At 67.5% G+C, this 12960-nt stretch carries 11 protein-coding genes; all 11 read left to right on the top strand.

Features of this window, described 5'->3' with window-relative positions:
- The first annotated feature begins 16 nt into the window (after positions 1-16).
- The 11 genes from FG323_RS14875 (at position 17) to FG323_RS14925 (ending at position 12951) form a co-directional block, all read left to right on the top strand.
- Positions 17-361: a hypothetical protein gene (locus FG323_RS14875; protein WP_141455492.1), complete on the top strand. Its 345-nt coding sequence runs from the start codon at positions 17-19 to the stop codon at positions 359-361.
- Between the two features lie 150 nt (positions 362-511).
- Complete coding sequence (locus FG323_RS14880; RefSeq protein ID WP_141455493.1) at positions 512-1228, top strand: HAD family hydrolase; 717 nt, start codon at positions 512-514, stop codon at positions 1226-1228.
- Positions 1229-1426: 198 nt separating this feature from the next.
- Complete coding sequence (locus FG323_RS14885; RefSeq protein ID WP_141455494.1) at positions 1427-1882, top strand: hypothetical protein; 456 nt, start codon at positions 1427-1429, stop codon at positions 1880-1882.
- Between the two features lie 83 nt (positions 1883-1965).
- Positions 1966-2445, top strand: a complete 480-nt coding sequence (locus FG323_RS14890; protein ID WP_141455495.1) for a hypothetical protein — start codon at positions 1966-1968, stop codon at positions 2443-2445.
- A 102-nt stretch (positions 2446-2547) separates the two neighbouring features.
- A complete protein-coding gene (locus FG323_RS14895; RefSeq protein WP_141455496.1) occupies positions 2548-3585 on the top strand; it encodes a sugar kinase in 1038 nt (345 codons plus the stop codon).
- 249 nt (positions 3586-3834) lie between these two features.
- On the top strand, positions 3835-4674 hold the full coding sequence (locus FG323_RS14900) for a CoA ester lyase (protein WP_141455497.1): 840 nt from the start codon (positions 3835-3837) through the stop codon (positions 4672-4674).
- 97 nt (positions 4675-4771) lie between these two features.
- Entirely contained in the window at positions 4772-7183 is a 2412-nt protein-coding gene (locus tag FG323_RS14905; protein ID WP_141455498.1) for a sodium:solute symporter, read from the top strand.
- A gap of 81 nt (positions 7184-7264) precedes the next feature.
- A complete protein-coding gene (locus tag FG323_RS14910; protein ID WP_141455499.1) occupies positions 7265-8140 on the top strand; it encodes a LysR family transcriptional regulator in 876 nt (291 codons plus the stop codon).
- Positions 8141-8417: 277 nt separating this feature from the next.
- Entirely contained in the window at positions 8418-10673 is a 2256-nt protein-coding gene (locus FG323_RS14915; protein ID WP_141455500.1) for a TonB-dependent receptor, read from the top strand.
- A 23-nt stretch (positions 10674-10696) separates the two neighbouring features.
- Positions 10697-12004: a serine hydrolase domain-containing protein gene (locus tag FG323_RS14920; RefSeq protein WP_141455501.1), complete on the top strand. Its 1308-nt coding sequence runs from the start codon at positions 10697-10699 to the stop codon at positions 12002-12004.
- Positions 12001-12951, top strand: coding sequence for a ribokinase (locus tag FG323_RS14925; protein ID WP_141455502.1), 951 nt, complete (start codon positions 12001-12003; stop codon positions 12949-12951). Before FG323_RS14920 ends, FG323_RS14925 begins: the two co-directional genes overlap by 4 nt.
- Positions 12952-12960: the final 9 nt, after the last annotated feature.

The following is a 12960-nucleotide window of genomic DNA, read 5'->3' on the forward strand; positions in this document are numbered from 1 at the left end:
CCAGAGGAGGAAACGAATGAATTCCCTTTCCCGCAGCAACACGCATGCCCGTCCGCGCTCCACCTGGTGGCTGGTGGCCATGTTGGGTGGCGCGCTTGCGTTGACGGCGTGCAGCAAGACCGAAGACGAGACGACGATGCCGCCGTCCGACACCGCACCACCGGCGGAAACCACGCCGCCACCGTCGGAGCCGGCCACCACGCCGCCGCCTGCTGATCCCAACGCACCGCCGACCACGGATCCGAATGCGCCGCCGACGACCACGCCACCGCCGGCTGATGGCACCACGCCGCCGGCCAGCGATCAGACGCCGCCGCCTCCGGGTGATTCCGGTGGCAGCAGCACGCCGCCGGCGCAATAACGGCGCGCGGTGCGGACCACGTCCCGGTCTGTCCGGAACGGAGTCCGCGCGACACGATTCACGACCCGGGAAGAGGGCGGCCTTCGGGCCGCCCTCGGCATGTCCGGTGGCTGTTATGCTGCGCGCCCCCACGATCAGGAGACGGTACGCATGGGCATACGCTGGGTCGGTTTCGACGGCGACGACACCCTATGGAAGAGCGAGGATTACTACCGGCAGGCCGAGCACGATTTCGAGGCGATCCTGGCCGGGTACATCGATCTGGCCGATCGCCGCATGCAGCAGCATCTTCTGGATACCGAGCGACGCAACCTCAAGGTGTTCGGCTATGGCGTGAAAGGCATGACCCTGTCGATGCTGGAAACCGCGATCCAGTTGACCGACGAGCGTATCAGCGCACGCGATTTGCATCGCGTGCTGGAGATTGGACGTGCCACCCTGCAGCATCCGGTCGATCTGCTGCCCGGGATCCGCGAGGCGGTCGAGGCGATCGCGCGCGATCATGAAATCGTCCTGATCACCAAGGGCGATCTGTTCCACCAGGAAGCCAAGATCGCGCAGTCCGGACTGGCGGACCTTTTCCATCGCATCGAAGTGGTGTCGGAAAAAGACGTCTCCACCTACACGCGCGTGCTCCAGGAACTGGAAGTCGCGCCCGCGCGGTTCGCGATGATTGGCAACTCGCTGCGCTCGGACATCGAGCCGGTGATCCAGCTCGGCGGCTGGGGCATCCACATGCCGTACCACGTCACCTGGGCGCTGGAAGCCGAGCATGGCCTGGGCGCGGAGGTGCCGAACCTGGTGACGGTGGCCGCCGCGGTCGAACTGCCGGCCGCGCTGGCGGGCATCGAGGCCCGTGCCGGCTGAAAGGCGTCGAGGCGTTCGGGAATCGTGCGGGCCGGAACCGGCCTGGTTGAACGCAAGGTATCCGTCTCCGGCGGGAGTCGCGGAGGTGCCGCGGGGTTAAATCCGGGTTCACACGCAAAGCGACATCTTTCACACACAGGTCCGCGGGACAGGACCTTTCACCCATGGGCCCGGCGAGACGGGCCACCGGAGGATGTCATGGCAAGCTTCTCACTCACGCGTCTGCTGGCTCCCACCGTCCTGGCCGCAGGCCTTGGACTGGCGGCGCTGGCGCCCTCGCCGGCCCGCGCGGACGACGATCTGGTCCGGGTCATCGTGGACGTGGCCGATGTCATCTACCACGGCGGCCAGCCCTACTACCGCCACGGGTACGGTGACCGTTACGGCTACGGCAACCGGGTGATCGTGGTGCGCGATCGCTACCACCGTCCGACCTACTACCGCTACGTACCACGGCAGTACTACCGGACCCCGCCACGCGGCAACGCCTATGGCTACTACCGCAACAACCCGCATTACGTGCGTTACGTCGATCGCGACCGCTATTACCGCTACGACCGTCGCGACCGGCATGACCGCCGGGATCGCTGGGACGACGACGATCGCCGCTGGCGCCGCCACGATGGACGTGGCCGCCATCACGACGACGATTGATTCCGCACCCACCGCATGACCCGCGGGCGGCCGGCGAACGCCGGCCGCCTGCAATGGAACAGGCGCTGCGGCACAATGCCCGCATGCCCGCGATCCGCTTTCTCCACGTAGTCCTTTTTCCCTGCCTGCTGGCGCTCGTCGTGGCGGCGGGCGCCGCCCATGGCACGACGCCCGCGCCGGGCGGGGCCGAAGCGGCCGAATGGCCCGGAAGCGGCGACGCCTCGGTGGATCGCCACCTCAAGGACATCAACGACTACGCGGCGCGCTATCCGGCGGCATTCGCCGACGAGATGGCGCGTTACTACAGCGTGCCGCGCGCCTACGTGGAAGCGATGATGAAGCAACCGGACTGGTCCGCCGGCGACATCTACATGGCCTGCGCGGTGGCGCAGGTGGCCGGCCAGCCGTGCCGCGCGGTGGTGCGCGAATGGTCGCGTGATCATGCCGGCGGCTGGCGCGCGGTGGCCGAGCGCCTGGACGTGCGCCCCGGCACCGCCGGTTACCGGCGCCTGCGCAAGGGCCTGGACGACACCTACCGGCGTTGGGAGCGTCCGGCGCCCTGAGGGGAGCGGCGGCGATCGGGCGAGCGCGATCCGCCCCGTCCTTCATTTTCAATGCGGTGCGCGCGCAAGCGCCCATGGCGCCGTACACTCCGGGGCCGTTACATGCATGGACAGGGAGGCGGAGTGGGGAAGGTTGTCTGTTTTGGCGAACTGCTGCTGCGGCTGGGCGCGCCCGGTCGCGAAACCCTGCTGCAAACGCCTTCGCTGGAGGTCCATGCTGGTGGTGCCGAGGCCAACGTCGCGGTGTCGCTGGCCCGCTTCGGCCATGCCGCGCACATGGTCGGCGTAGTGGCCGACAACGCGCTGGGCCAGGCCGCGATCGGGGAACTGCGCCGGCACGGAGTCGATACCTCGGCGGTGCAGTGGCTGCCCGGGCGGATGGGTCTCTATTTCCTCACCACCGGCGCGATCCATCGGCCCTCGCAGGTGCTCTATGACCGTGCCGGCTCGGCCTTCGCGCAGGCCGGAGGAGGTCGTCACGACTGGCCCGCGTTGCTCGCCGGCGCCGATTGGCTGCACGTGTCCGGGGTGACGCCGGCGCTGGGCGCGGACGCGGCGCGGGGCACGCTGGACGCGATGCGCGCCGCGCGCGCGGCGGGCGTCCGCGTGTCCTTCGACGGCAACTATCGCCCGCAGCTGTGGCAGGCATGGGATGGCGACGCGCCGGCGCTGCTGCATGGCCTGATGGCCGAGGCCGACGTGATGTTCGCCAGCCATCGCGACATCGAGGTCGCGCTGGGACGTCCGTTCGATGGTGCCACCGCGCAGGAACGCTTCGCCGCCGGCGCGCAGGCCGCGTTCGCCGCATTCCCGCGATTGCAGCGGATGGCCGCGACCGTGCGCGTGCAGCGCAGCGTGGATCACCATGCCCTGTCCGCGGTTGCGCTGCGGCGCGACGGGCGCCTGCTGGGAACGCCCGAGTACGAGATTCCCGGCATCGTCGACCGGATCGGTACCGGCGATGCATTCGCCGCCGGCGTGCTGCATGGCGACCTGACCGGCCGGGATGATGCCGACGCGCTGCGTTTCGGCCTGGCGGCGGGATGCCTCAAGCATTCGCTGCCGGGCGACTTCAGCACCCTGGACGCGGCCGAAGTGGATGCTTTCCTGGCGCAGGCGGGGTTCGACGTCCGCCGCTGATCGCGCGGCGACGGGTTGCGTCGCAGCAAACCGGACCCATCCGGGGGCGTGGGCGGGGACGCACCTGTCGTCGCGGGTGTTTCGTGGCGCGCCCGCCTGCCGTGGCGTGGGTCCGGAATCATTGCCACGGCAAGGCGTGGCGTCGCGGCGGCGGCATATCACAAGCAAATGTTGGGTCTGAAGATGCCGGGCGCGACTTTTCTTTGTGTCCGCATCGTTGAAACTGCCTCGCCATGAAGAGTGCGGTCCATGCGTAGCAAGTTGTTCGTGCCGGGCAGTCGCCCGGAACTGTTCGCCAAGGCCATGGCGAGCGGTGCCGACGCGATCTCCTTCGACCTGGAGGACGCCGTGCCTCCCGGGTGCAAGGCGGAGGCGCGCGCGAACCTGGCCGAGTTCCTGGCAGGCGCCGACCTGCCGGTCGGCAAGCTGATCATCGTCCGCACCAACGCGCCGTCTTCACCGGAGTTCGAGGCTGATCTGGCCGCGCTCGCGGGCCGCCGGGTGGATCTGCTCAACCTGCCCAAGATCGAGCATGCGCGCGAGGTGACCACGGCGGTGGTGGCGATGGCCTCGCTGCTGGCGACCGAGCAGGCGCCGGAATTGCTGATCAACATCGAGACGCCGCTGGGCCTGCGCAATGCCGCCGACATCGCCCGCGCGCATCCGCGCGTGGCCGGACTGCAACTGGGCCTGGGCGATTTGTTCGAGGGCCTGGGCATCGACCGTCGCGATCCGGCCAACCTGCACGCGGCGATGTACGCCCTGCGCATGGCCGCCGCCGAGGCCGGCGTGTTCGCCTATGACAGCGCCTATCCGGACGTTGCCGACGAGGCGGGATTCCGGACCGAGGCGGGCATCGCCCGCCGGCTGGGCTACCTGGGCAAGAGCTGCATCCATCCCCGCCAGATCGACTTGGCCAATGCCGTATTCCAGCCTTCCGGCGAAGAGATCGCGCGGGCCCGGCGGATCGTCGCGGCCGCCGCCGAGGCGACGCGGCAAGGGCGTGGCGCCTTTCTGCTGGAAGGCCGCATGATCGATCCGCCCTACCTGCACCGCGCGCAAGCCATCGTCGCGGCGGCGGATGCATGAACATCGCGGGGGAGCGCAGGGGATGGCCGTCCACGCGGCGCGTGGCGGATACGCCGGATGCCGCGACCACACCGAATTTCGAAAGCATGGAAACACGATGAGCCGAATCGCCGTCCTGCCTCTGTCCAAGGAGGCGACCGGCTTCCTGCGAGCCGCGCTATGCCTGTTGCTGCTGCTGTGCGCGGCCGTCCCCGGCGTGCATGCCGAGAGCCTGACCTCGGTGGAACGCAGCGTGTTGCCGGCACTGCCTGTCGGCGCGCACGTTGAGATGCTGCGGTCGATCGAGGACCGACCGCTGGCGCTGGGCGGCGATGGCGCGTGGGTCCTGTCCACCGACGGCCGCCAGTGGCAGGCGCTGTCCTGGCCCGGCGGCGCCGCGCCGCACGTGCTGGACGCCGGCGGCGATGGCCGTCGACTGTTCGCGCTCGTGTCCACCGGAACCGGACAGGCGCGGATCGAGGAACTGGGGCTCAGCGGAAACAGCCTGGTCCGCCAGCCGATGCCCGCGCTCCCGCAGGCGTTGACCGGCGCGGACTTCGCCATCCTGGGCGACAGCCTGTACGTGGCCGGCCGGGGCGACGGTGCGCCTGGCCTGTGGCGCACGGCCTTGAACGGGCCCGCGGCATGGACCGATGGCCCGGCGTGGCCGGAAGGCGCCTCGGACGGCGAGTTGCTGGCGCAGACCAACGCGCTCTATCTGATCGGCGGCGGCACGACCTCGCAACCGTTGTGGCGATGGACGTCCGATCACGGCTGGGAAACCAAACCGGCGGTGCCGGGCACGCGCCTGCCGGGTTCGGCGCGCGCGCTGGGACAGGCACATCTGCTGATGCTGGTGCGCGACAATCGCGGCACGCACCTGATGACCTACCACACCATCACCAGTGCCTGGGCCACGCTGCCGGCGGAGGTCGGCGACGACGTCCGGCTGGCTACCGGCTGGCGCAACGGCCTGGTCTGGACGAGCGATGACGGCAAGGGCGGGCAGGTGTTCGAATCGGCGCAGCTGACCTCCGGCAAGCATCTGCTGAAATGGATGGACTGGCTGGTGATCATCGTCTACCTGGCGTCGATGATCGGCATCGGCATGTACTTCTACCTGAAGGAAAAGCGCAACTCGACCTCGGATTTCTTCGTCGGCGGGCGCAGCATTCCATTCTGGGCGGCGGGCGTGAGCCTGTATGCCACCAACACCAGTTCGATCAGCTTCATCGCCATTCCCGCCAAGGCGTTCGAGACCAATTGGCAGTACATGACCAACAACCTCATCGCGGTGCTCGGGCTGATGTTCGTGGCGGTGTGGATCGTGCCGCTGCTGCGCCGGCTGGACCTGATGTCGGTGTTCTCGTACCTGGAAACCCGTTTCCACCCGGCGATCCGCATGCTGGCCAGCGCGCTGTGCATCGCCATGCAGGTCGGCGCGCGGATGAGCGTGATCCTGTTCCTGCCCGCGCTGGCGATCGCCACCATCACCGGCATCAGCGTCGTGTGGAGCGTGATCCTGATGGGCGTGTTTACCATCATCTATACCGCGATGGGCGGCATGAAGGCGGTGATTTGGACCGACTTCGTCCAGGTGTTCGTCAAGATGGGCGGCGCGATGTTCGCCATCGGCTTCATCATCTGGCACCTGAAGGGCGGCGCGCCGGAGTTCTTTGCCACCGCGATGGCCGAGCAGAAGATGCACACGCTCGATTTCAGCTTCGATCTGACCAAGGCCACGGTGTGGGGCTTCATCTTCCTGGTGATCTTCGACGTCGTGCTGACCTTCCCGAAGGACCAGGTGCTGATGCAGCGCACCCTGTCGACCAAGTCGGACAAGGAGGCCGGGCGTTCGATCTGGGCGTTCGCCGCGATCATGATCCCGGGCGGCTTCATCTTCTACGGCATCGGCACGGCGCTGTTCGTCTACTACAAGAACAACCCCGAGCGGCTGAATCCGCTGCTGCCGATCGACGCCACCTTCCCGCTGTTCATCGCCGCCGAGCTGCCGCCCGGCGTGACCGGGCTGATCATCGCCGGCATCTTCGCCGCCGCCATGGCGACCCTGTCGAGCATCATGAACAGCGTCGCCACCCTGATCTCGGTCGACTTCTACGAGAAGCTGTCGAAGAAGGCCGACCAGAAGAAGAGCGTGCTGTTCGCCGAGATCACCACGGTGATGGTCGGCCTGGTCGGTATCGGCCTGGCGCTGCTGCTCTCGCGCTACGACATCCACTCGCTGTTCGACATCTCGATCGAGCTGGCCGGCCTGCTGGGTGGCGGCTTCGCCGGTGCGTACACGCTGGGCATGTTCACCCGCCGGGCCAATTCCCCGGGCGTGGCGATCGGCATCGGGTCGAGCATCGTGCTGACCTTCCTGGCCTGGTCGATGGATCTGGTCCATCCGTACTTCTACCTGGCGATCTCGATCCTGCTGTGCATCGTGATCGGCTACCTGGCCAGCCTGCTGTTCCCGGCGCCGCAACGGTCGCTCAAGGGCCTGACCATCTACCGGGATGTGGAGTAACCGCGCTTGCGCCCCTGCCGTTGGTCCTGTCGCGCGCGCGGCGGGGCTCCTGTAGCCTGAGCGCACGCCAGGGGGAGACACGTGGATACCCAGTTCCTGAACACCTTCGTCACCGTGGTCGACCGCGGCTCGATGGCGGCGGCCGCCCGCGAATTGAACATCACGCCGGCCGCGGTGGCGCAGCAGATCCGCACCCTGGAGCGCGAACTCGGCGCATCGCTGATCGCGCGGGTGGGGCGGACCGTGAGCGTCACCGAGGAAGGGTCCCGGATCATCCAGCGGGCCCGGGATCTGCTCCGCGACGTGGCCGACATGCGCAGCGTCGCCAACGACAGCGCGGTGTCCGGCGAACTGCGCCTGGGGGCCTGCCCGACCGCGCTGGCCGGGATGCTGCCGGACATCCTGGCGCGGATGGTGGAAACGTTTCCGCAGATCAACGTGTTCATCAAGCCGGGCTATTCGGCCGATCTGTATCGCGCGGTGGAGTCGGGTGAACTGGATGCGGCCATCGTGCTGCAGGCGCCGTTCTCGCTGCCCAAGACCTGCCAGTGGCAGCTGCTGCGCGAGGAACCGCTGGTGGTGCTGGCGCCGGCGGCGATGGCCGGCCGCGACCCGCATGAACTGCTCGCCACCCAGCCGCTGATCCGCTACGACCGCAACCAGTGGGGCGGCCGCCAGGCCGACGAATACCTGCGCAACGCCGGCATCGTTCCCCACGAACGCTTTGAACTGAACGCGCTCAACGCGATCGCGGTGATGGTCGATCGCGGCCTGGGCGTATCGTTGGTGCCCAACTGGGCGCGGCCCTGGCCGGAAGGGCTGGACCTGGTCCGGATTCCGTTGCCGAACGAATGCGTGCCGCGCCGCATCGGCATGGTCTGGTCGCGCTCGACCGTGCGCATTCGCCTGGTCACCGTCCTGCTGCAGGAAAGCCAGGCGGTTTCGCAGCTGTCCTGAACACGCGCGATGCTGCACTGCATCGATACCGCCGACCGGGATCACCCAACAAAAACTAGGCTCTGAACATAGGCGCGGAGGATTCTTTCCGTGACGGCGTGCACCTAGGCTCTGTCGACATTGTCGAGGCTGTCGCCGGCGTCTGGGAGGAACGTCTGGCAGCGCGGGCGCCATTCTCTCCGCCGCCCGCGGATGCGCAACAACAACAAGAACGCTATCGGGGAGCCCTGCGGCCAGCGCCGCGGTTCTTGCAGCCACCATCTCAGAGAAGAACACCATGAAGCACGTGCCCGCCGCATTCGGCGTATTCCTGCTGGCCGCCGCCGTCAGCGCCAGCGTCAAGGCCCAACAGAACACCCCGCCGCCGCCGGACGAGGCGTCGAAGGCGGGGGAAGTAGAAGCCACCAATCTCGATCAGGTGATCGTCACCGGCGTGCGTACGCCGAAGGCGGTGGACAAGATTCCGGGCGCGATCACCCTGGTATCCAAGGAAGACATCGCCCACACGCTGCTGGTGACGGAAGACGCCACCGCGGTGCTCGCGCGTACCGTTCCCGGCTACGCGGAATCCTCCCAGGCGATGAGCAATACCGGCGAGACCTTGCGTGGCCGCATTGCGCTGCGCCTGTTCGACGGCGTGCCGCAGGGTTCGCCCTTGCGCGAAGGCGGACGCAATGCGACCTTCACCGACATGGGCATGGTCGGCCGCATCGAGGTCATCAATGGTCCGTCGGCGTCCGAAGGCATCGGCGCGGCAGGCGGCATCATCAACTACCTGTCCAAGAACCCGACCAAGGAAGGCCACGAGACCACGGTCACCACCCGCTATTCCACCCAGTTCGGTTCCGACAGCGCCGGCTGGAAGCTGGGTGTCAACCATGCCTACAAGCAGGACAACGCCGACTTCATCGGCGGTGTTTCATTCATTGATCGCGGTATCTCCTACGATGGCAACGGCCGCCGCATCGGCATGAACACCAGTGGCTCGGTTGCGGATTCGGAAGCGAAGAACCTGTTCCTCAAGGGTGGCATCAACTTCGGCGAGAACGGCGAACAGCGCATCCAAGCGACCATCAGCCACTTCAAGATCGAAGGCAAGGGCAACTACGTCCAGGTCGTGGGCTGCCGTGGTCCGGAAGACCAGGATGCGGATCCGCCCTGCACCGTGCCGCGCACCAACACGTCCGAGCGCGGCCAGATTTTCGGCCAGAAGGCCGAGTTCAACGACTTCAAGCAGTACGCCATCAAGTACATCCACGGTAACTTCTTCGGCGGAACGCTGGGCGTCGATGCCTATTACGCCGACCAGGCGATGCGTTATCTGCCGGAGAACGGCGATGACAAGCAGCTGGTCAAGGTGGACGATGACTTCAACGAGGCCGACCGCATCTACGATCAGTCCGAAATCGTCTCCGACAAGAAGGGCTTCCGCGTGGGCTGGACCCGTCCGGAGCTGTTCAATGTCGCCGGCCTCGAGCTGCGCACCGGCGTCGACGTCGTCAAGGATACGGCCGAGCAGCGCCTGGCGCTGACGAACCGCCTGTGGGTGCCGCCGATGGAATATGAAAGCACCGCGCCCTACGCGCAGCTGACCTACGATATCGGCCCGGTCACGCTGAGCGGCGGTTATCGCCGCGAGGATGGCGAGTTGAACGTCGACAGCTACACCACCACTGCCTATCGCAACAGCGTGTTCGTGCAGGGTGGCGGCGTGAAGTACAAGGAAAACCTGATCAACTACGGTGCCATCTGGCGCATCACCGATGAATGGTCGGTGTTCGGCTCCTATGGCGAGGGCTTTGGCCTGCCGAACATCGGTATTCCGCTGCGCAACATCAACGTGCCGGGTCAATCGGTGGATCGGATCGCGGACATCGCCGCGATCGTCGTCGACAACACCGAATTCGGCGTCAACTGGCGTGGCGACCGTGGCTCGTTCAGCGCCTCGCACTACGACTCCAAGACACCGTTCGGCACTTCGCTGGCGATCGATCCGAATTCCAATGACTTCATCCTCAGCCGCGCGCCGACCCGCATCAAGGGCGTCGAGGTCAGCGGCGACTGGCGCTTCAATCCGCAATGGAAGGTCAGCGCTCTGTACTCCCGCATCCGTGGCAAGACCGCGTTCTGGGCCGCCGATCCCGCCGGCAACTACGGCGCCGGTGCCCTGAACAAGCCGATGGGCGTGCTGGACATCAACCCCGACAAGATCTCCGCCGCGGTGACCTGGAACCCGACCGCGAACATCGACGTCACCCTCGGGGCGACCCGCCTGGCGGATCGGAACATTTCGGGCAGTGACACCCGCGCCTACGACAACCGCTTCTTCGAATACGAGGAAAAGACCACCGGCTATACCCTGTTCGATTTGGGTGTGAACGTGCAGACCGAAAGCTTCGGCAAGTTCTCGGTCGGTATCGAGAACCTGACCGACAAGCAGTACATCCTGAGCTGGTCGCAGCTCGCGGGCTACCAGAACTACTGGGCGGGCCGCGGCCGCATGGTCTCGATCACCCACACCATCAACTTTTGAAACGGACGACTCCCCCACGTCGGATGTTTCAGGCAACGCACGGGCAGCGGGTGTGGCCGCTGCTGATGGCCGCGCTGTTGGCCGTGCACACGGCGCGGGCGCAAGACCCGGTGGTGGACCTTCCGTCCGCGGTATCCGCCGCGGCGGAAGGTTTCTCTCCGGTCCGCCTGCAGCGGCTGGATGATTCCCTCGAACGGGCGACCGGCGCGCAAGGCTACCTCGGTGCGGTGGCCCTGATCGCGCGCGACGGCAAGGTCGTCACGGTGCGTGCGCATGGCAGCCGCGATCTCGCGCGCAGCCGGCCGATGACGGAGGATGCCATCTTCCGCATCTATTCGATGACCAAGCCGATCACCTCGGTGGCGGTGCTCCAGCTGATGGAGCAGGGCAAGCTGGGCCTGGACGATCCGGTGAGCCGCTACCTGCCGGCGTTCAAGCACATGCAGCGCTTCGCCGGCGGCACGGCGGACAAGCCGGTGCTGGTGCCGGCGCAACGTCCCATCACCCTGCGTCAGCTGCTGACCCATACCGCGGGTTTCGCCACCGGCGGCGAGGGCTTCGAGGAAGCCACCCGCCTGCTGGAACGCGCCGACCTGCACGGCTCGCCGGATCTGGCGACGTTTGCCTCGCGACTGGCGGCTGTGCCGCTGGCAACCGAACCCGGAACCCGCTTCAAGTACGACGGCACCGGCATCGAAGTGCTGGCGCGCGTGGTCGAGGTGGTGAGCGGGGAATCCTTCGATGCCTACGTGCGCACGCATATCATCGTGCCGCTGCGCATGCGCGACACCGGCTTCAGCGTGCCGGAAGCCGCGCGCGGGCGCGTGGTCGATTTGACCCGCATGGGCGACGACGGTCGGCTGGAACTGGATGACAACCGCAGCGCACGGCAACCGGGCGTATCGCTCAATGCCTATCCCAGCGGCGCGGGCGGGTTGTACTCCACCATCTCCGACTACGCACGGTTCTGCCAGATGCTGCTGGATGGCGGCGTGCTGGATGGCCAGCGCATCCTCGGTCGCAAGACCGTGGACCTGATGATGATGAACCATCTGCAGGGACAGCTCGATCCGCCGGTCACCGAGTTCAGCCGCGCCGAAGGCTTCGGCCTGGGCGGCTCGGTGATCCTCGACGTGGCCGGACGCGGCCGGCTGGGTTCGGTGGGGGCGTTCGGCTGGTCCGGCGCGGCCTCGACCTATTTCACCATCGACCGGCAGGAACGCCTGATCGCGATCCTGCTGCTGCAACACCTGCCAGACGGCCAGCCGCACGATCTGCCCCGTCTCGCCACGCCTTTCTACAACCTGGTCTACCAGGCACTGGAACCATGACCGCAACACCCAGGCACATCCTCGTCGCCGGCTCGGCGAATCTCGATTTCGTCGTCCGCGCCGCGCACGTGCCGGCCCCGGGCGAGACCGTGCTGGGGCGCGATTTCGCCACTTTCCCGGGCGGCAAGGGCGCGAACCAGGCGGTGGCGGCGGCGCGCGCCGGCGGCGCGTCCACCCGCATGCTGCTGGGGCTGGGCGAGGATGCATTCGCCGCCACCATCGAGGATTCCTTGCGCGGTGCCGGTGTGGATCCGGTGATCGTGCGGTCCCGCAAGCTGCCCACCGGCACCGCCTTCATCTGCCTGTCCGACGACGCGGAGAACGCAATCACCGTCGCGCCCGGCGCCAACAACGTGCTGCGCGCCAGCGATCTGCCGCCACTGGCCGCGGTGTCGCACCTGCTGCTGCAGCTGGAAACACCGATCGAAACCGTCACCGCCTATGCCGCCACCGCGCGCCACGCGGGAGTCACGGTGGTGCTCAACGCCGCACCCGCGCGGTCGCTGCCCGATGCGCTGTTGCGCGCGGTCGACGTGCTGATCGTCAACGAGGGTGAACTCGAAGCACTGGCGGGATCCGCCGGCGGCATCGCCGATCGCATGGCCCGCCTGGCCGTGCCCTGCGTGGTGGTCACGCTGGGTGCGCGCGGCTGCATCGCGCGCAGCGTCGAGGGCCTGTTCCTGCAACCGGCGTTCCGCGTGGATGCCGTTGATACCACCGCCGCGGGCGATACCTTCTGTGGCGCGCTGGCCGCGCGGCTGGCGCAGGGCGACGCCCTGGCCGATGCATTACGCTACGCCTGTGCGGCGTCGGCGCTGGCCTGCACGCGCCTGGGCGCGCAGGCCTCGGTGCCCGCGCGCGAGGTGGTCGAAGCCTTCCTGCGTGACGCGCCGGCCACCACCGCACAGGCGCGCGAGGCATTGGCCGCGCAGTTCGGCCTGACCTGAATCCCCCTC

It is taken from the genome of Pseudoxanthomonas sp. z9 (assembly GCF_006542425.1).
Lineage (GTDB): Bacteria > Pseudomonadota > Gammaproteobacteria > Xanthomonadales > Xanthomonadaceae > Pseudoxanthomonas_A.

What these genes read in the sequence shown, in the direction of transcription:
- FG323_RS14890 (WP_141455495.1), top strand. Translation starts at nt 1,966, where the DNA reads ATGCCCGCGATCCGCTTTCTCCACGTAGTCCTTTTTCCCTGCCTGCTG.
- FG323_RS14880 (WP_141455493.1), top strand. Translation starts at nt 512, where the DNA reads ATGGGCATACGCTGGGTCGGTTTCGACGGCGACGACACCCTATGGAAG.
- FG323_RS14905 (WP_141455498.1), top strand. Translation starts at nt 4,772, where the DNA reads ATGAGCCGAATCGCCGTCCTGCCTCTGTCCAAGGAGGCGACCGGCTTC.
- FG323_RS14920 (WP_141455501.1), top strand. Translation starts at nt 10,697, where the DNA reads ATGTTTCAGGCAACGCACGGGCAGCGGGTGTGGCCGCTGCTGATGGCC.
- FG323_RS14915 (WP_141455500.1), top strand. Translation starts at nt 8,418, where the DNA reads ATGAAGCACGTGCCCGCCGCATTCGGCGTATTCCTGCTGGCCGCCGCC.
- FG323_RS14875 (WP_141455492.1), top strand. Translation starts at nt 17, where the DNA reads ATGAATTCCCTTTCCCGCAGCAACACGCATGCCCGTCCGCGCTCCACC.
- FG323_RS14895 (WP_141455496.1), top strand. Translation starts at nt 2,548, where the DNA reads ATGCATGGACAGGGAGGCGGAGTGGGGAAGGTTGTCTGTTTTGGCGAA.
- FG323_RS14900 (WP_141455497.1), top strand. Translation starts at nt 3,835, where the DNA reads ATGCGTAGCAAGTTGTTCGTGCCGGGCAGTCGCCCGGAACTGTTCGCC.
- FG323_RS14885 (WP_141455494.1), top strand. Translation starts at nt 1,427, where the DNA reads ATGGCAAGCTTCTCACTCACGCGTCTGCTGGCTCCCACCGTCCTGGCC.
- FG323_RS14925 (WP_141455502.1), top strand. Translation starts at nt 12,001, where the DNA reads ATGACCGCAACACCCAGGCACATCCTCGTCGCCGGCTCGGCGAATCTC.